Source organism: Lysinibacillus sphaericus (assembly GCF_000600105.1).
GTDB classification, from domain to species: Bacteria; Bacillota; Bacilli; order Bacillales_A; family Planococcaceae; genus Lysinibacillus; species Lysinibacillus sphaericus.
Genome location: NZ_CP006837.1, coordinates 4,129,470 through 4,147,214 on the forward strand (window position 1 = coordinate 4,129,470; position 17,745 = coordinate 4,147,214).

At 38.3% G+C, this 17,745-nt stretch carries 17 protein-coding genes and 1 riboswitch; of the genes, 4 read left to right on the plus strand and 13 right to left on the minus strand.

The features are described from left to right. Nucleotides 1-174: 174 nt before the first annotated feature. From guaA to T479_RS20090, 12 genes are all read right to left on the minus strand, one after another. Nucleotides 175-1,728 (minus strand): glutamine-hydrolyzing GMP synthase, encoded by a 1,554-nt coding sequence (gene guaA, locus T479_RS20035; protein WP_024363990.1) that lies wholly within the window; start codon nucleotides 1,726-1,728, stop codon nucleotides 175-177. A gap of 155 nt (nucleotides 1,729-1,883) precedes the next feature. Continuing rightward, nucleotides 1,884-1,985: riboswitch (purine riboswitch) on the minus strand. 35 nt (nucleotides 1,986-2,020) lie between these two features. After that, on the minus strand, nucleotides 2,021-4,228 hold the full coding sequence (locus T479_RS20040) for a transglutaminase domain-containing protein (RefSeq protein WP_025220665.1): 2,208 nt from the start codon (nucleotides 4,226-4,228) through the stop codon (nucleotides 2,021-2,023). Then, the gene (locus T479_RS20045; RefSeq protein WP_025220666.1) at nucleotides 4,225-5,406 is read right to left on the minus strand and encodes a DUF58 domain-containing protein; all 1,182 of its coding nucleotides are present in this window, start codon (nucleotides 5,404-5,406) and stop codon (nucleotides 4,225-4,227) included. The genes T479_RS20040 and T479_RS20045 overlap by 4 nt, the downstream gene beginning before the upstream one ends. Next, the gene (locus T479_RS20050; protein WP_025220667.1) at nucleotides 5,403-6,347 is read right to left on the minus strand and encodes an AAA family ATPase; all 945 of its coding nucleotides are present in this window, start codon (nucleotides 6,345-6,347) and stop codon (nucleotides 5,403-5,405) included. Before T479_RS20050 ends, T479_RS20045 begins: the two co-directional genes overlap by 4 nt. 219 nt (nucleotides 6,348-6,566) lie before the next feature. Further along, complete coding sequence (locus T479_RS20055; protein ID WP_025220668.1) at nucleotides 6,567-7,244, minus strand: ABC transporter ATP-binding protein; 678 nt, start codon at nucleotides 7,242-7,244, stop codon at nucleotides 6,567-6,569. Then, on the minus strand, nucleotides 7,244-8,053 hold the full coding sequence (locus T479_RS20060) for an ABC transporter permease (RefSeq protein WP_227665474.1): 810 nt from the start codon (nucleotides 8,051-8,053) through the stop codon (nucleotides 7,244-7,246). The genes T479_RS20055 and T479_RS20060 overlap by 1 nt, the downstream gene beginning before the upstream one ends. Further along, on the minus strand, nucleotides 8,053-8,505 hold the full coding sequence (locus tag T479_RS20065; protein ID WP_024363984.1) for a nitrous oxide reductase accessory protein NosL: 453 nt from the start codon (nucleotides 8,503-8,505) through the stop codon (nucleotides 8,053-8,055). Before T479_RS20065 ends, T479_RS20060 begins: the two co-directional genes overlap by 1 nt. Beyond that, on the minus strand, nucleotides 8,502-9,770 hold the full coding sequence (locus T479_RS20070) for a right-handed parallel beta-helix repeat-containing protein (protein WP_025220669.1): 1,269 nt from the start codon (nucleotides 9,768-9,770) through the stop codon (nucleotides 8,502-8,504). The genes T479_RS20065 and T479_RS20070 overlap by 4 nt, the downstream gene beginning before the upstream one ends. A 60-nt stretch (nucleotides 9,771-9,830) precedes the next feature. Further along, complete coding sequence (locus T479_RS20075) at nucleotides 9,831-10,475, minus strand: nitrous oxide reductase accessory protein NosL (protein WP_024363982.1); 645 nt, start codon at nucleotides 10,473-10,475, stop codon at nucleotides 9,831-9,833. Between the two features lie 327 nt (nucleotides 10,476-10,802). Beyond that, nucleotides 10,803-11,123 carry a hypothetical protein gene (locus T479_RS20080; protein ID WP_025220670.1) on the minus strand — a complete coding sequence of 107 codons (321 nt, stop codon included), beginning with the start codon at nucleotides 11,121-11,123 and terminating at the stop codon, nucleotides 10,803-10,805. 155 nt (nucleotides 11,124-11,278) lie between these two features. Next, complete coding sequence (gene nadE, locus T479_RS20085; RefSeq protein ID WP_024363980.1) at nucleotides 11,279-12,103, minus strand: NAD(+) synthase; 825 nt, start codon at nucleotides 12,101-12,103, stop codon at nucleotides 11,279-11,281. Nucleotides 12,104-12,118: 15 nt separating this feature from the next. After that, a complete protein-coding gene (locus T479_RS20090) occupies nucleotides 12,119-13,588 on the minus strand; it encodes a nicotinate phosphoribosyltransferase (RefSeq protein WP_024363979.1) in 1,470 nt (489 codons plus the stop codon). A 311-nt stretch (nucleotides 13,589-13,899) separates the two neighbouring features. Here T479_RS20090 and T479_RS20095 point away from each other — a divergent pair, with 311 nt between their 5' ends. Beyond that, a complete protein-coding gene (locus tag T479_RS20095; RefSeq protein ID WP_024363978.1) occupies nucleotides 13,900-14,241 on the plus strand; it encodes a P-II family nitrogen regulator in 342 nt (113 codons plus the stop codon). Nucleotides 14,242-14,254: 13 nt separating this feature from the next. After that, the gene (locus T479_RS20100; protein WP_024363977.1) at nucleotides 14,255-15,550 is read left to right on the plus strand and encodes an ammonium transporter; all 1,296 of its coding nucleotides are present in this window, start codon (nucleotides 14,255-14,257) and stop codon (nucleotides 15,548-15,550) included. A 93-nt stretch (nucleotides 15,551-15,643) separates the two neighbouring features. Here T479_RS20100 and T479_RS20105 read toward each other — a convergent pair whose 3' ends face one another. Then, nucleotides 15,644-16,144 carry a methylated-DNA--[protein]-cysteine S-methyltransferase gene (locus tag T479_RS20105; RefSeq protein ID WP_025220671.1) on the minus strand — a complete coding sequence of 167 codons (501 nt, stop codon included), beginning with the start codon at nucleotides 16,142-16,144 and terminating at the stop codon, nucleotides 15,644-15,646. Nucleotides 16,145-16,263: 119 nt separating this feature from the next. Here T479_RS20105 and T479_RS20110 point away from each other — a divergent pair, with 119 nt between their 5' ends. Continuing rightward, nucleotides 16,264-16,995 (plus strand): ABC transporter ATP-binding protein, encoded by a 732-nt coding sequence (locus T479_RS20110; RefSeq protein WP_025220672.1) that lies wholly within the window; start codon nucleotides 16,264-16,266, stop codon nucleotides 16,993-16,995. Beyond that, nucleotides 16,992-17,744, plus strand: a complete 753-nt coding sequence (locus T479_RS20115; RefSeq protein WP_025220673.1) for an ABC transporter permease — start codon at nucleotides 16,992-16,994, stop codon at nucleotides 17,742-17,744. The genes T479_RS20110 and T479_RS20115 overlap by 4 nt, the downstream gene beginning before the upstream one ends. The last annotated feature ends 1 nt before the right edge of the window (nucleotide 17,745 follow it).

Below are 17,745 nucleotides of genomic sequence, written 5' to 3' on the forward strand. Positions count from 1 at the left end.
AAGCCAACGTATTTCATAAACTTAGTTTACTACATCCAACACTTTTCCAGCAATTTCACCCCTTCTACAATGGTTTATGGTCTATCTTCATGTTACACCCATCATTCCCACGCAACAAAAAAAAGCCCTAAACCCCTGTGTTATCAGGGCATTTAGGACTCTTGCTATTAGTGATTATTCCCACTCAATCGTTGCTGGTGGCTTCGATGTAATATCATACAGCACGCGGTTAACGTGTTTTACTTCGTTTACTAAACGTACAGAGATTTTTTCTAGTACGTCCCAAGGGATACGTGCCCAGTCAGAAGTCATACCGTCGATAGACGTTACAGCACGGATACCGATTGCGTAGTCATACGTACGAGCATCGCCCATTACACCTACTGAACGAATATCAGGTAATACCGTGAAGTATTGCCAAATGTCACGATCAAGACCAGCTTTTGCAATTTCTTCACGTAAGATGAAATCAGATTCACGAACAATTTCAAGTTTTTCTTCTGTTACTTCACCAAGTACACGAATACCTAAACCAGGACCTGGGAATGGTTGACGCCAAACAATTTTCTCATCTAGACCAAGTTCTAAGCCAAGTGCACGAACTTCGTCTTTGAATAATGTTTTTAATGGTTCAATTAATTTGAACTGCATGTCTTCTGGAAGACCGCCTACATTATGGTGCGATTTGATTGTTTGCGCAGTCGACGTACCAGATTCAATAATGTCTGTGTATAACGTTCCTTGTGCAAGGAAATCCATACCTTCTAATTTTGAAGCTTCTTCATCGAATACGTAAATAAATTCGTTACCGATAATTTTACGTTTTTTCTCTGGATCAGATACACCCGCAAGTTTGTCCATGAAGCGTTGACGTGCATCGATTTTAATTAGGTTCATATCGAAATCTTCTGTGAAAGTTTTCATGACCTGTTCAACTTCACCTTTACGGTTTAGGTTGTGGTCTACGAACATACAAGTCAATTGGTCACCGATTGCTTTATGAATAAGTACTGCAACAACAGAAGAGTCTACCCCGCCTGAAAGTGCACATAATACTTTTTTATCGCCAACGATTTCACGAATTTTAGCAATTTCGATTTCGATAAAGTTTGCCATTGACCAATCGCCTTTAGCGCCACAAATATCGAATACGAATTGACGTAGTAAATCATTACCATATACAGAGTGACGAACTTCTGGGTGGAATTGTACTGCATATAGTTTACGTTCTGCGTTTGCCATAGCAGCGATTGGACAAGATGCACTTGTTGCAATGATTTCAAAGCCAGCAGGTACTTCTGTTACGTGGTCGCCATGACTCATCCAGACGATTTGTTCTGTTGGTAAATCACCGAATAATTTATTAGCAGCCGTTACTTGAACTTCCGCTTTACCGTATTCACGTGTTTCAGCGCCTTCTACTTTACCGCCTTGCGTATGCGCCATTAATTGCATACCATAGCAAATACCTAGGATTGGTAAACCTAATTCGAAAATAGCTGGATCTACATGGAATGCATTGTCATCATAAACAGAGTTAGGACCACCTGAAAAGATAATACCCGCTGCATTCATGTCTTTAATTTCATCTGCTGTAATCGTATGTGGGTGTAATTCACTGAAAACACCAAATTCACGGATACGACGCGTAATTAATTGGTTAAATTGGCTACCGAAGTCTAGAACGACGATTTTTTCTTGCTCTTTTAATAAAGGGCTTGCTGACAATATTTCCACCTCTTCTTCTATTTTTAAAGGACGTTTTCATATGTTCAAAGAAAAACGCGTATGAAAGTAAAAAAAACTTCCTACGCGTCCATAAGCTCTTGATATATAAAGGGGAATGCGTAACAAAGAAAAGTGATGTATAAAACTTCTCACCTAGCCAAAACATTCACCTTCATAGAGAAATCATTTACGGTGATTTCGTAGAAACATCCGAACCCTATTTTCGAACTTATATGAAAGCCATCCTAATCATATATAATTTTTTTCATTTTACTCTTTGTACCCATTAAAATCAACCGATTGTGCGATTGATTAAATATTCCCAACTTTCCCGCAGTTTAACGAAGTCAACATCTTGTGCATTCTTGCCATAAATATGTTGCTCGTATACGGCCGTTAACTTTTGCATCTCTTCTGTCTCTAACGATGCATCTACCCGCTCAGCAAACGCTCGCAATGTTTCGTCATGTTTTCGTTTTAAACCAATGCGCCCTAACTGTTTCGTTAATGCTTGATAGGAAGCATCAAAACTTGACCAATCCGCTTCTTTTTTGCGATAGACACGCACCTGCATTTTAGGAATCCATGTTTTTCGTTGTACAAATAAAGCCACACCAATAATAATGAGTAAAGCCATTAGCGTGAACCAAACATATTTTAACGATTTTACCCAAGCCCATACAAGGTCTAAGCTAAAAGCTGAATTGTTAGCTGTTTGCTCTGTTGGTTGCTCTTTCTTTTGCTGTTGCGCTGGTTTTTCTTCTGGTTGTAGTACTTCTTCTTGCTGAGGTTGATTTTGCTGTAAATCATAATCAATATTCACTGTACCAGAAAAGCCAATTGTCGGTTCAAACTCTATCCACCCTGTACCTGGAACATATGCCTCTACCCAAGAGTGGGCATTGTCATTCGTCACTTTATATTCACGCAGACCATTTGATAACGCCCCTGCATCACCTGGTGCAAAACCTTTCACCCAGCGAGCGGGAATGCCGATAGAACGAAGCATAACAACCATGGATGTAGAAAAGTTATCACAGTAACCTACTTTTGTATCGAATAAAAATTGATCTACATAATCTTGTTTTTCAGCAGGAATAGCTGCTGCTTTTTTATCGTATCTATAGTTTCCCTTTGAAAAATAGCCTTCCACTGCCTTTATTTTTTCGTATACAGAGGCTTTATCACGCGTTATATCGAGCGTTAAATCTTGTACACGCTGCGGAAGTGTGTCAGGTAATTGTAAAAAACGATTATAAGAAGGATCTAATGTTTCTAACATAGCTGGTTCAGACATTTGAAGCTGTTGCAAACTATAGTTTGGCTCACTATAAGTTATCGTATAATTTGACAGTAATTTATTACTACCATTATCCGTCGTCACCAATTCACCACTCGGTTGTTTTGTTACTATTTTTTCAGTTTGTCCATCTTGGATATACAAGGTGGGGTCCTCTGCCGAAACGGATAACATGCCATATGTTTGAATTAAAAATGGCATAGGGACAGCCATATCCATTTGAATTTGCCGTTCATTTTCTCGTGGCCCAACCTGCAAGGATGTATAAATTGGGGTATCGTTTTCAAAAACAGCTTCCCCCATATATTCACCTGATAACACCCAGCCTTTCGATGTATACGTATCTTTAGTATCGATACGCCAATAATGGCGATCATGTGAGGTTGCTGTAAAAATTAATGTATTATCTCCTTTATACGGCCCACCTAACTTACTGTCATCATCACTATAGCCAACTGTTCTTTGTCCATCTCCTACACCATCTTGCCCTGTAACGCTTTTGATAAACGGTACTGGATCAGCCCATGTCGGTCCTGCTTTTGGTAAATAGAATGCCACCATACTGACAAGTGCCACCGAAATAAGCATTGGTAAAACAATTTTCCACTTTCTAAGCATATCACTCGGTGCATCGAGCTGAAGTCTTAAACGTTTAATAAAAAGTACACCCGTCATAATTAGACCAAGCACAATTACTTTAATAATAGCGAGCTTTCCATTATATTCGCTAAACGTATCAAGTGTCGCGATGAAAAATACGGTTAATACGAAGAAGTAGAAAATATTATGATGCACTGTAATCCAGTGGTGAATTAAATAAATTAACATCCAAATCAACGCTAAAAACAATACTGTTCTAAATGCATCTGATACTTGTCCAAAATTCCCTGAAAAAACGTTCACCATGTTCCACGTCACTTCATTCACTAAAAACGGAATGGTGTGTCCTGAAAAAAACGGATTCTCGCTATAAACAAATATCACAAACCATGTAATATAACCTAACTTTATAAGTCCGGACAATAACGGTCGAACTTTAAATAAAGAAAGCACTAGTGCTAAGCCGATAAAAACTAGAAACAACTGACTTAAACCTGTATTTGTTAATTGCATAACTGGTGTTAGCCACTCACGTAATATAAAGAAAATAATGACGTACGCGAAAGCTAGCTCAATAAAATTTTCTAGTGATTTTTTCACGGCTTCATCACCTCCGTGAACAAGTGGTAATAATCTGTTGGGTTTACATGTACGACTTGAATATGTTTATAACGCTTTGTTACATCAGAACGTGCCTGTGTCTCTTGAGATACTACAAAACAAATACAACTTTTCACCGTATTACCTAAAGTATGTAGTAATTCATCTGATATATCGCTCGTAACATATAGAAGCGTTGCCACACGCTGAAGGACTTGGGTATCACGCAATTGATATTTTGCATTTTCAACAGGTTTGACACAAGCTAAATGATGCATCACTCGATCTAGTTGCTTTTCACCTTGGATAGAAGAAAACACTTTTGTTTTTACACCTGTTGAAACAAAGGAAATATCCCCACGCCCTCGTACAATCGCACTAAGCATTGAAGCGATCAACTCCACCTTCTCTTCAAATAACGGAGAAGAACCTACATCGAGCATTAACATCAATTCCTGTGATTGACGATCTTCAAATTCCTTTGACTGAAGTGTTTGTGTTTTTGCAAATGACTTCCAATGAATCCACGAAAAGCGGTCACCTGGTACGTATTCGCGTAAACCTATAGCCATTGATGTGTCCTTCACAATTGAATAAGGGGTCATCATGGACCCAACATCTAATTTTGTTTGTAATGTAGCATATTTCATATCATGCACTCTCGGATAAACTAGAACGATTTGTTCTTTTTCTACCAAAATGCGCTTCTTTGCCCATCCGAAAAAATCATGGAAGATGATTTGCGCACCTAAATAACGATGCTCACCACGTGACAAGCTTTCAAGTGTGTAACGCCAAGTAAACGTTTTTTTAAAACCTACAAATTTTATGGCGTCTTTCTCTTGCACCTTTGACTGCACTAGCATCTCGCTACCAACAAGTTCTTCCATCAGCATATACGCAAATGGAAAACGCGTTTTTCTTTCTACACTTATTGTCACTTGAACTGATTGTCCGCTTTCTACATGAGAAGGGTCAATTTTACGCTCTACACTGTATATTTCCTCCCTCACAAGTTGGAAGATAAAAGCGTACAACAAAAATGGACTTACCGTAAAAAAGACAAACCAGCTGACAAATCCACCTTGAAACATAGCATAACAAAACGTAATGAGTATCAGAAAGCTCACTAATAGAAAATGTTTACTTTTTTCAAAAAGGGCTCGCCATTTCTTCATTGCTCTGCTAACCTCTTCGTCGGCACAGGCGTTTTCGCAATAATACGTTCAATAATTTCTTCTGCTGTTACATCATCATAACGCGCATCTGGCTTGAGCACTAATCTGTGGCTAAAGACATAGGGCGCTAAATATTGAACATCGTCCGGTATTACATAGCTTCGCCCTTTCATAAATGCATATGCCTGAGACGCCTTCATCAAAGCAATTGTCGCACGAGGACTAACCCCTAAAAACACGTAGTTATTCTCTCTTGTTTGAGAAGCCAGTTCAACCATATAGTTTTTAACGGAGTCCTCCACATAAACGCCTTGCACAAGTTGCTGTAATTCAATTAATTGTGCCACCGAAAGCACAGCTTCAATTTTTTCAATAGACTTGCCATTTTCAGCACGACGCAGTATTTCTACTTCTTGCCCTCTCGTTGGATAACCCATTTTTATTTTTAGTAAAAAGCGATCAAGCTGTGCCTCTGGTAATGGATAGGTACCCTCGTGTTCGATAGGATTTTGCGTAGCCATAACGAAAAATGGCTGATTAATCATAAGTGTATTACCATCAATTGTAACAGATGCTTCCTCCATCGCTTCAAGTAAGGCCGATTGTGTTTTCGGTGACGTTCTATTAATTTCATCAGCCAAAACTACATCGCCCATAATCGGTCCTGGACGAAATTCAAATTCCATTGTTTTTGGGTTATAGATAGAAACGCCTACAACGTCGGAGGGCAGTAAATCGGGAGTAAATTGAATTCGTTTGAATTGGGCATCGAAAGATTTAGCAAGCGCACGTACCATCATAGTCTTACCAACTCCTGGCACATCCTCAAGTAATACGTGCCCCCTTGCAAGTAAGGCTACAATGCTAAGTTCCGCTACCTCTCTCTTTCCTATCATTACTTTCTCTATATTTTCTAATACCATTTGGATTTGTAAATTCATAAAACAAAAAACCTCCCATTTTCGCTAACCAATTATTTGAATTGCACGATAATTTAGTTCAAGCATATCGAAAACTGTTTCGTAACACAATTAATGTGCCATTATCCAGTTAAAATGATAAATTAACAAACATGTTATTGCCTCTATAAAAAGAGGTTTGTTTGATGTTTCTTATCAAACAAACCTACCTAATAGTATAACGTTTCATTTACATAAATGTTACAGATTTAATTTTTTTAACCATAAACTCTCTAATGTTGAAACATTTTCATTCCTCAATATTGCATTTAAGTCTCCTGAAAGTAATATATTTCCTTCATGTAACACTAACACATCGTCTGCTACTTCCTCTACAAATCCTAGTAAATGTGTAGAAAATATCACTGTATTGCCCATTTCCTTTTGTTCAAGCATCATTTTTTTCAACTCTGCAATCCAAAATGGGTCAAGTCCATTCGTTGGTTCATCTAAAATAAGGAGCGACCCCGCACCTAGTAAACTTTGTGCAAGATTTAACCGTTGCCGCATTCCCTTCGAAAACTGTTGAACCCTTTGCTTTCTAACGTCCCACAAGCCAACGCGTTTCAATACTTGCTCTTGCTCTTTTTTAGCTATTCTTTTCAAAGAGGACAGTAATTGCAATACTTCTGCTGCCGTTAACATTGAGGGAAAATCTACATCATCTGGCATATATCGAATCGCTTGACTCTCCTGCCATTTTAGCTCCCCTGACATTGGTTTCTCCTGTCCAGTTAACAGGCGAATAAGCGTACTTTTCCCCGCTCCATTGCCACCTGCTAACGCTAAAATACGCCCTTTCTGCACAGTAAAGGATACGTCTTTAAGTCCCCTATTATTTTTATAGACATTTGATAGATGATTCGCCTCTAGTAACACTACCGCTTCTCCCCCTTCTTTAGTCTCCTTGCAGTAAAGGCAAGCGGTAAAGCTACCCACAAACATGTTACCAATCCATATACTACATAGCCCAATGGTGATGCATAAAATGCTGTCACATTATAAAAAGATGGACCAAGTACGCTGGCCTGTTTTGTAAATATAAAGTAACCAAAGCGCAACCATTCTACAGGATTAATATGCATAACAATAATCGTTAGCTTTTGTAAAATATGCCCTGCAACTACTGTGCCAATTGCCATTAAGGCATACGACAGAAGCAATAAGAAAAATGACCATAAAACTAACGACAGAGATAGCGCAAATAATCTCGTTTTCGCTACCGCCCCAATAGCTAACGCTAAGGAAGTAAAAATAGCAATGCATAATAATGTCAGACTTATAAAAATAAACGGCAAACGTACGCCACCAAGTAATCCGCCAAGTGCTAAAACAACACCAAACGCTACCATCACGATTAATAAAAAGGCAATAACAGTAGCTAAATACTTTCCAAAAATATATTGTTTACGCGTCATCGGATAGGTTTTTAATAAAGAAAACCACCCTGTTTCTATATCACCAGCAATGCTCATACTGCCAATTGTCAAAATAAATAGAGGCAATAAAAACAATAGGACATTTAAAAAAGAAGCTGTTTGACGAGTAAAACCTTCTACATCAGGCAGTGCCATTTGCTGGATAACAATAATCGATGTAAAAACAAAAGTGAAGAGTAAGCCAACTAATTGCATCCACCGACTGCGCAACATTTGTTTCAATTCAAGTTTGATGAGCATGCTGTACATCACTGATGAATCCCCCAATTAAAATCGCTTAAATCCTCATAAGTAAGCACTTGTCCCTTACCTTCAGTAGCCATCCAAGATTGCGCAGCTTCTTGTGTTTCGAAAGCAAGTACACCATAATTCATCGGCGTCCAATAATCTTTGTTGTAGACAAACGTCGCCTTCGAAACATCAATCCATTTATTCTCTTTTGCATCCTTAATGAATGCAGCGCCAACCTCTTCGTCTCCATTTGCCGCAATATACTCAATTAAACACCCAATATCATCAAACATTTCATAGTCACCATTTTTCAAGGCAATTTGTCCGGCATACTCGTTATGCACAATTGACATGTTACAAACTTTACAAACATCGGTTTCATTGACAATGTCACGTGGTTTAAACGTTTTTTCACTACACCCTACAGCCAGTAAACAACTAACGCAAATTATTAGTATCCACTTTTTCATTCCATCAAACCTCTTTTCCATAGCCATACACTACTTAAAATAAAAAATAGACCTAGCAAAAACTGCGCTATATCTATATCTACTTTTTTTACACTTTGGTCTTTCATCAGTTTCGGCGTTTCATCAACAAGCACCGTCCTCGCGCTTTTATTGATTTGCTGATCGAGGGAAGTTAGTAAAACAACGCTTGGTGACTCTACAAAATATTGATACACTGGCTGTCGGACCATCCATTGTCCAAAGCTAGATACAGCGACATATGGAACATCTCCAGTACCGTCATTTTTTAAATCCGTTCCAACATAATCATCATAATAATTACTCGATAATTGAATGCCTTGTTGATCGGAGCGAGCTGTTAATATATTGCCAGTAAACTGATTATTGTACACAACTGTTTGGTCATCTACCTTTGTCCCTTCAATGGCCGTTTGATTCATTTGAAAATTATTATGCATAATTTGAACCTCTGCACTTTTTTGTAATGCAATGGCCGTTCGATTGTTCTTCATCGTATTAAAAGCAAGGTCTGCACGCTGCACATCATATAGCAATGCTCCGCTGCCATTCATATCGTTATGATTGATGACTACATTGTCCTTAATCGTAATACCGCTAGTCATCATCACCATCAATCCTGTTACATTGCTCGCATACGTATTGTTTAGAGCCTTGGCATTTTCAGTATACATAAAATGCGTACCATAACGGCTATTCTCTACCGTATTGCGTTGCACAACAATGCCGTCAACCTCTTCTACGTAAATACCATCTTGCACATGTTTAATATTACTATCTTCAACCACTATCTTCTCGCTTTGATAAATAGCTATACCATTACCTTTTTTTGAATAATGCGCCTGTGTGCCAACTATTTCAACATGTTGGATGTGTACATTTTCGCCGTGTTGAATATGCACAGCACTATGCACGTCGTTAATTTTCAATTGTCGTAGCGCAAGACCTTCCACCTCACTAGCAACAATTCCCTTTTTTCCCGATAGCGTCATATTGTCAATCATGACTGCGTCTGCACCTTCAATACGAATTGCTGGTTTTTCCCCAACGGCTGCAATCTCTGTGCCTTTTTCTCCACGCAATGTAATGTTTTTTGTCACGATTAAATTTCCTTTATAATAACCTGCTGGAATGTTGATGACGGCCCCAGGTTCCGCTCTGTCGATTGCCTCCTGTATATCAAATTTTGCATAGGCAGTCGAACTTATACATAGCAAAAACAATAAGATACATCCTATTTTTTTCACCTTTAGTACCTCCAAGTTCAGTAAGAAAAGACTAGAGGAAATTCCCCTAGCCCTTCTGTATTAATGATTATGGTCATCACTTTCATGATTCATCTCTTCCATATTCATTTTATCTGATTCTCCATTAGCTTCCTTTTCAGCGTTTTCTTGCATTTTCTTTTTACGGCGCTCTAATGCATCGTCTTTAATTTTTTGTAATTCTTCTACATGCGCTTTTGGATTTTCAGCTAAATACTTATCTGCATCAGCTTTGTTAATGAAATAGATATATCCCCAGTTCATTGGTGATTTTAAATCTGTTTTCACGATTGTGACATCTTCGACCTTCGCCCAATCTTTTGTATTATAATCACGTACAAACTTATCATTTTTCTCGTTATTCGCAACCTCTGCATTGACTAAACAGCCAATGTCATCATAAAACGCAATTGTACCATCTGCTTTAATCGCTTGAGCAGAAAATACACCCATTTCATGGTCTTTCATATAAACCTTCATATTACACATTTCGCAAACTGTATCTTCTTGTGGTTCTTGTAATCGTGAATCTACTAAAGAAGCAACTTGCACTGATTCATCTTTCACTTCAGACTCTTTCGATGCAACTTCTGAATTCGCTTTTTCTTCCTTCACTTCTGCCTTTTCAGTACCACACGCTGTCAATATTAGTAACGTAGCTAGTACTGGTAACCATAATTTTTTCACTATTGCTCCCCCAATTCTTTTCTGTTACTACCTAGTATTTTACAGATAAGATGTGAAATAAGATGAAAACCTCTGTGAAGATTCGGAAAAATCTATATGACTACTTTGCGAACGTCTTGAAGTCAAAGTATTCTCGTACAAACTAAAACGGTTAAAAAAGCGAGGACAAAAGAAAAAAAGTGTTAGATTGACTGCAATCAATCTAACACTTGCCGTTGTTGTCCGCTACGGGCGGGTCTGTGATTCTCTGACTTTTACTAGCGATTGGTTGTGCGTTCTTTAGTAGAGTCGCCACAATCAACAACTATATTCTCGAACTTGATTTTGCTATATAGAGGTACGGTAACTATTGTGGCGCTTCTTTAGCTTACTTAGACGGCTCAATTTTCCAGCTGTTTCATTTAGTTCATTGTGAATTTGAACAGAGCCTCCGCTTTCTGCAAAAATAGATTCTAGTTGATTATGGCGTTGTTGCTGCATCGGCCTCTTATTACTTGATCGCTTTTTCTCTTTATTTTTTTGCAAACTTTTTTTAAATTGTTGCTGTGTATGGTGGCTAAAGTTATGACTAATATCACCAGCATGTAAATACTGTTGTTCATTACGAAAAGTGCTACCTGTCGTCGCATTTACTCTAGAAGTCCTCATAATTAGTTACCCTCCTTTTCATTTTACTTACTTTATAGGTATTTATATCGACATTATATGCAAAAAATTAAGCAAACAGAACCAAATATATAAAAAAAGAATAGAATTATTCAAAAAGTATCTATCACTTTTGAACAACTCTATTCTCATAAGCATTACTTCCAAAAATCATCAAAAATTGTAATTGGCATATGGCGTTTATGTTGAGAGCGTAAATAATGTTGCTCTAATCGTTCACGAGCATCGTCAGGAATTTGCTTCCCTTCTAAATAATCATCAATTTGCTCATAAGTTACTCCAAGTGCCACTTCATCAGGCAATGATGGACGATGTTCTTCTAAGTCAGCAGTCGGAACTTTTAAATACAGATGCGCTGGACAATCAAGTGCCGCTAATAATTGTTTCCCCTGACGCTTATTCAGACGAAAAATAGGCATTAAATCGGCTCCGCCGTCACCATATTTTGTAAAGAAACCTGTAATTGCCTCCGCAGCGTGGTCTGTTCCTAACACAACAGCACTATTCATAGCAGCGATAGAAAATTGTACTTTCATGCGCTCCCGTGCTTTTTCATTCCCTTTTACAAAATCACTAAGCACAACTCCAGCATCAGCTAGAGCACGAACACTTGCATCAACCGCTTCCTTAATATTGACCGTGTAGGTAGTCGTAGGCTTAATAAAATCAATAGCGTCCTGACAGTCTTGTTCATCCTTTTGAATACCATATGGTAAACGCACTGCCCAAAATGAATACTTCTGCTCGCCTGCTTCCTCATTTAACTCATTAACTGCTAGTTGAGCTAATTTACCGGTTAAAGTAGAGTCTTGACCACCTGATATACCAAGTACAAACCCTTTAACAAAGCTATATTTTTGTGCATATGCCTTCAAAAAATCAATGGATTTACGAATTTCTTCCTGTGCATCAATTGTTGGCAAAACTTTTAATTCGGTAATAATTTGCTGTTGTAATGCCATAACATCTTCCACTCCTTAGTCTTTTACAATTCGATCGACCATTTCTCGTACTTCTTCAATATTTCGCATTTTATTATCCCAGCATTTTTGGCTTAAATCGACTGGATATTCCTCTGGATTCATGGCACGTTTATATTCATCCCACAGCAGTTCTAAATTGTCAGCTGCATAATTACGCATCTCTTCTAACGTTGGATTGTCATAAATTACGTCCCCTTTATTAATCACATGCTGATGCAAGTTTTTCGCCTCAAAATTCGTGACAAATTTTGATACGAATGTATGCACAGGGTGGAACATCTTTATTCGCTCTTCGGATTGAGGGTCTTCGTCATACATCGTAATGTAATCACCCTCTGCTTTACCGTTTTTACGGTCAATAATACGATAAACACTTTTTAAGCCAGGAGTTGAAACTTTTTCAGCATTAGCAGAAATTTTAATCGTATCCTCTAGCTGACCTTCATCATTTTCTATAGCGACCATTTTATAGACAGCCCCTAATGCTGGCTGATCGTAAGCTGTAATTAATTTTGTACCAATTCCCCACATATCTACGCGGGCACCTTGAGCTTTCAAGTTTAAAATTGTATATTCATCTAAATCATTGGAGACAACAATTTTGGCATCATGGAAGCCTGCTTCATCTAACATACGACGTGCTTCTTTTGACAAGAAAGCAATATCCCCACTATCTAAACGAATACCAATGAAATTAATTTTATCGCCAAGTTCTTTTGCCACTTTTATCGCATTCGGCACTCCAGATTTCAGCGTGTTATAGGTGTCCACTAAAAATACGCAGTTGCGATGACGTTTCGCATAGGCGTGGAATGCATCATAATCATTTTTATAAGCCTGTACAAGTGCATGAGCATGAGTACCAGCTACCGGAATGTTAAATAGTTTTCCTGCACGCACATTACTAGTTGAAGCAAACCCTCCTATAAAGGCTGCACGAGTTCCCCAGATAGCCGCATCCATTTCTTGCGCTCGACGTGTACCAAACTCCATTGCCATTTCATCTTTAACGATTTGCTTAATACGACTTGCTTTAGTGGCAATTAGTGTTTGATAATTGACAATATTCAATAGCGCCGTCTCGATTAGTTGTGCTTCAACTAAAGGTGCCTCAATACGTACAATTGGCTCATTGGCAAAAACGAGCTCCCCTTCCACCATTGAATACATATCGCCTGTAAAGCGAATATTTTTTAAATAGTCAATGAAGTCTTCTTTATATCCAACCTCTTCACGTAAATACGCGATATCTGACTCACTAAAGCGAAAATCTCGCAAATACTCAAGCATGCGTTCCAGTCCAGCAAATACGGCAAAGCCATTTCCAAATGGTAATTTTCTAAAATATAATTCAAAAATCGCTTTTCTATTATGTATGCCATCAGCCCAATAAGACTCTGCCATATTAATTTGATACAAGTCCGTGTGTAGCGCTAAGCTATCGTCAGCATAGTTCGATCTCATAGGAATCCCTTCTTCCACTTTCATAATTAGTCCTAGTATACACTATATACCCAAAATCTTGCGTTTTACACTTTTCTGTTTCCATGTTATGTTTCCTAACATATGTAGTCAGAAAATTTTGAACTGTTCACATTTCTGACACAAATTTTAGTACCGCTTACATTCCTTTTATAAATAGCTTTTTAGTAAACTACTACGAAAGACGAAATATACAATGTAATATAACCTAACATGCTAATCAAAAAAAACATTGCGCCATTTATCTACTCGCTATAATATGTAAATTAAATTTACGCAAGGAGCTGTTGTGAGTGAAAAAAATAGAGGCCATTATTCGTCCGGAAGTTTTTGGGGCTGTACGAGACGGACTTGCAAAAGTAGGCATTGCAGGTTTAAGTATTTCTGAAATCGCTGGCTGCGGTCGTCAATTAGGTCATACAGGTTTGTTTCGAGGCAATGCCTATGAAATTGAGTTTTTACCAAAATTGAAATTAGAAATGATCATCGATGATGAAAAAGTTGATGCTATTGTGGAAGTTTTATTACGCGATGCTGCAACTGGTAAAGTTGGCGACGGAAAAATTTTCATTTATCCAGTAGAACAGGCAATTCGTATCCGTACTAAAGAAGTCGGATCAATTGCTGTAGAATAAGGGGGAGATAGTTATGGATGACGTACTATTATCTGTAAATTTAGTTTGGATTATGCTTGGGACAATTTTAGTATTCTTTATGCACGCAGGTTTTGCAATGGTCGAGGCAGGTTTTACTCGTTCTAAAAATGCAGTTAACATTATTATGAAAAATTTCTTAACCATTTCGCTTGGTGGGATTGTTTATTTCCTATGTGGATATGCCATTATGTTCGGCGACACAGCAGGAGGCTTCTTCGGAACAAGTGGTTTCGCTTTAAACGGTGTAGATGACCTCTCCTTCTTTATTTTCCAAACAATGTTTGCTGCCACAGGTGCGACTATCTTATCGGGTGCAGTAGCAGAACGTACAAATATTTTTGCTTATATCGGTGTTATCATACTAATGACAATACTTGTTTATCCTGTAGTAGGTCATTGGGTGTGGAGCGGTCAAGGTTGGTTAACTGACCTCGGCTTTATCGATTTTGCTGGTTCTACTGTTGTCCATTTAACTGGTGCAGTAGCTGCGTTTATAGCAGCCATAATGGTTGGACCACGTCTAGGTAAATACGAAAACGGACGTGTTAACGTTATTACTGGTCATAGTATTCCTATCGGCGCATTAGGTGTGTTCTTACTTTGGTTCGGTTGGTTCGGCTTTAATGGTGCCTCTACGTTAGCAGCAGACCCTGCACTTGTTCCAAAAGTAATTGCTAATACATTTTTCGCAGCAGCAGCTGGCGTTGTTGCCACTGCATTCTATACTAAATTCCGCTACGGTCATATTGATGGCTCACTAACTCTCAACGGTGCATTAGCAGGTCTAGTAGGCATTACAGCTGGTGCCGCAAACGTCAGCATTGTTGGTTCACTTATTATTGGTTTAATCGCAGCACCATTATTAGTAGAAGGTGTCCGTTTTATTGAATGGAAGTTAAAAGTAGATGATCCTGTAGGTGCAATTGCTGTCCACGGTATTTGTGGTATTTGGGGTACACTTGCAGTTGGGCTATTTGATGTTGGTGGTCAAGGTCTGTTCTACGGTGGTGGCATTAGCTTATTAGGTATTCAGGCTATAGGTGTGATTGCTACAATTGCTTGGGTTAGCGTTACTGTCACAGCAGGCTTATACATCATTAAAGCATTTGTCCCTTTACGTGTATCAGCAGAAGAAGAGATTACAGGTCTAGATGTGATCGAACATGGTACACCTGCTTATGAATACCAAGAGATTTTTAAAAGCTCCGCTATACAAGGTGAAACATTTGCTCAACGTTTAACTCACATCGGCAAAACACAAACAAACGTGACCGAAAAACATGTCTGAAAATTAGATACGTTATCCATTAAAAGGCACTAGAAACTGTTAGCTATCCGTATCAATTTGCGCGGATCTCTAGCAGTTTCTTTTTTGTTATATTTATTCTCTCTCTAAATCAAGTAAGAACTGTTTCATCGTTAACCCACTGCGAAAGCCTGTTAGCTTACCGTTCTTCCCAATTACACGGTGGCACGGAATAATCGCTAATATCGGGTTCGCACCGATTGCACTTCCAACAGCCCTCACAGCCTTTGGATTGCCTATTCGCTCTGCAATAGCAGCATATGTTGTGGTTGTTCCATAAGGAAGTTCTTTGAGTGCATCCCAGACAGCTAGTTGAAATGCTGTTCCTTTCACATGCATTGGTAAATTAAATTCAGTCAGCTCTCGATTAAAATAGGCTGTGAATTGCTTAACATAAGGCTTAAGCTTTTCACTGTTTTCTTCAAAACTGTAGCCTTTAAAGTGCTTTTGAGCCCACTTTTCCACCTCATCAAATGCGGTATTGGGTGTGCCAAGATAGACAAGCCCTTCATTCGCCGCAATCATATACATCTCGCCTTGTGCGAATGTTAGTGTATCTACATATAAAATAGTCATTAAAATTCTCCTTACACATGATGATTAGAAGTATACTGCAAAAAGGTAAAATAACTGTAGTTAACAAATATTTCATGCTACAGTTATTTTACCTATAAGCATAAAGGAGTTTCAACTACATGACTACGATATACGAGCCCGCTATCCATCTTCAACAAGTGAGCTTTTTAGTAAAGGATAAGGCTATTTTAAAGTCCATTACCGGTTCATTTCCTAAAGGCAAAATTACAACGCTCGTTGGCCCATCTGGCGCTGGTAAAACGACCTTATTAAAAATGTGTAACGGACTATTATCACCAACTGACGGGCTTATATTCATTGACAATCAAACAATCACTACCTATGAACCAACTACATTAAGAAAACATGTCGGAATTGCTCTTCAAGCAGCGCCTATGATTGCTGGAACTGTATTTGACAATTTGGCTCTTCCACTCGCTTTACAAGGAAAAAAGCTCACACAACAAGATGCCATTCAATATTTACTAGATGTCGGGCTCGATGCCAGCTTTTTACACCGCGCTACTAATGAATTATCTGGTGGACAACGTCAAAAGGTATCCATTGCACGTACTCTCATTAATCAATCTTCTATATTATTGTTAGATGAGATTACTTCCGCATTGGACCGTCAATCTGTACAGGATATTGAAGCACTTATCGTATCATTAAATAAAAACTATAATGTTACGATTATCTGGATTACCCACAATTTACAGCAAGCGCTCACGATCGGCCATTACACATGGGTCATGATGGATGGAGAGTTGATTGAAACAGGTGAAAGCTCGTTATTGAAAGCCCCTACTAACCCAAGAGTCGCTGAATTTATACAGGGGGTAAACGCATGACTTATACTTCACTTTCGCTAACATTGATTTTTGTTTTAATCCCGCTAGTACTATCAAAGACATTTAAGCTAGGGCTTGAAAAAGACACAATTATTGCAACGATTCGCTCAATTATTCAATTGCTTGCAGTCGGCTATATTTTAAATTTTGTCTTTGATGAAGGGAGTATTATATATATTTTTCTAATGGTGACATTGATGATTGTGGCTGCCACTTTAAATGCCCGAAAAAAGGGAAAAGGTATTAAGGGTATTACGTGGAAAATAGTGTTTACGCTTGTAATGGTGGAAATTGTCACACAAGGAGTTTTACTCGGCTTCAACATTGTTCCTACAACTGCACAGTATATAATTCCTATTAGCGGAATGCTAATTGGCAACTCCATGGTACTATCTATTTTATTTTTAAATCGCTTTACTGCGGAAATTACAAGTCACGAAAATGAAATTGAACTTATCTTATCGCTAGGAGGTACACCAAAGCAAGCAATTCATCGCCAACTAATCAATGCGATTAAAGCGAGCATGATCCCTACCATCGAAAGTCAAAAAACGATTGGGCTTGTTCAATTACCAGGTATGATGAGTGGTCAAATTATTGGCGGTGCAGACCCTATACAAGCCGTACAATTTCAATTGTTAATTATTTTTGCCCTTTTAACAACCGCAACATTATCGAGCATAATAATAGGTTTTTTAAGCTATCCTGCGCTTTTTAACGAAAGGTTACAATTGTTGGAAGTTGAATAAT

Bases quoted from the DNA above. Each gene is read 5' to 3' on its own strand.
- T479_RS20045 (WP_025220666.1), bottom strand. From the start codon at position 5,406: ATGAAGAAATGGCGAGCCCTTTTTGAAAAAAGTAAACATTTTCTATTA.
- T479_RS20050 (WP_025220667.1), bottom strand. From the start codon at position 6,347: ATGAATTTACAAATCCAAATGGTATTAGAAAATATAGAGAAAGTAATG.
- T479_RS20060 (WP_227665474.1), bottom strand. From the start codon at position 8,053: ATGTACAGCATGCTCATCAAACTTGAATTGAAACAAATGTTGCGCAGT.
- T479_RS20065 (WP_024363984.1), bottom strand. From the start codon at position 8,505: ATGAAAAAGTGGATACTAATAATTTGCGTTAGTTGTTTACTGGCTGTA.
- T479_RS20080 (WP_025220670.1), bottom strand. From the start codon at position 11,123: ATGAGGACTTCTAGAGTAAATGCGACGACAGGTAGCACTTTTCGTAAT.
- nadE (WP_024363980.1), bottom strand. From the start codon at position 12,103: ATGGCATTACAACAGCAAATTATTACCGAATTAAAAGTTTTGCCAACA.
- T479_RS20090 (WP_024363979.1), bottom strand. From the start codon at position 13,588: ATGAGATCGAACTATGCTGACGATAGCTTAGCGCTACACACGGACTTG.
- T479_RS20100 (WP_024363977.1), top strand. From the start codon at position 14,255: ATGGATGACGTACTATTATCTGTAAATTTAGTTTGGATTATGCTTGGG.
- T479_RS20105 (WP_025220671.1), bottom strand. From the start codon at position 16,144: ATGACTATTTTATATGTAGATACACTAACATTCGCACAAGGCGAGATG.
- T479_RS20110 (WP_025220672.1), top strand. From the start codon at position 16,264: ATGACTACGATATACGAGCCCGCTATCCATCTTCAACAAGTGAGCTTT.
- T479_RS20115 (WP_025220673.1), top strand. From the start codon at position 16,992: ATGACTTATACTTCACTTTCGCTAACATTGATTTTTGTTTTAATCCCG.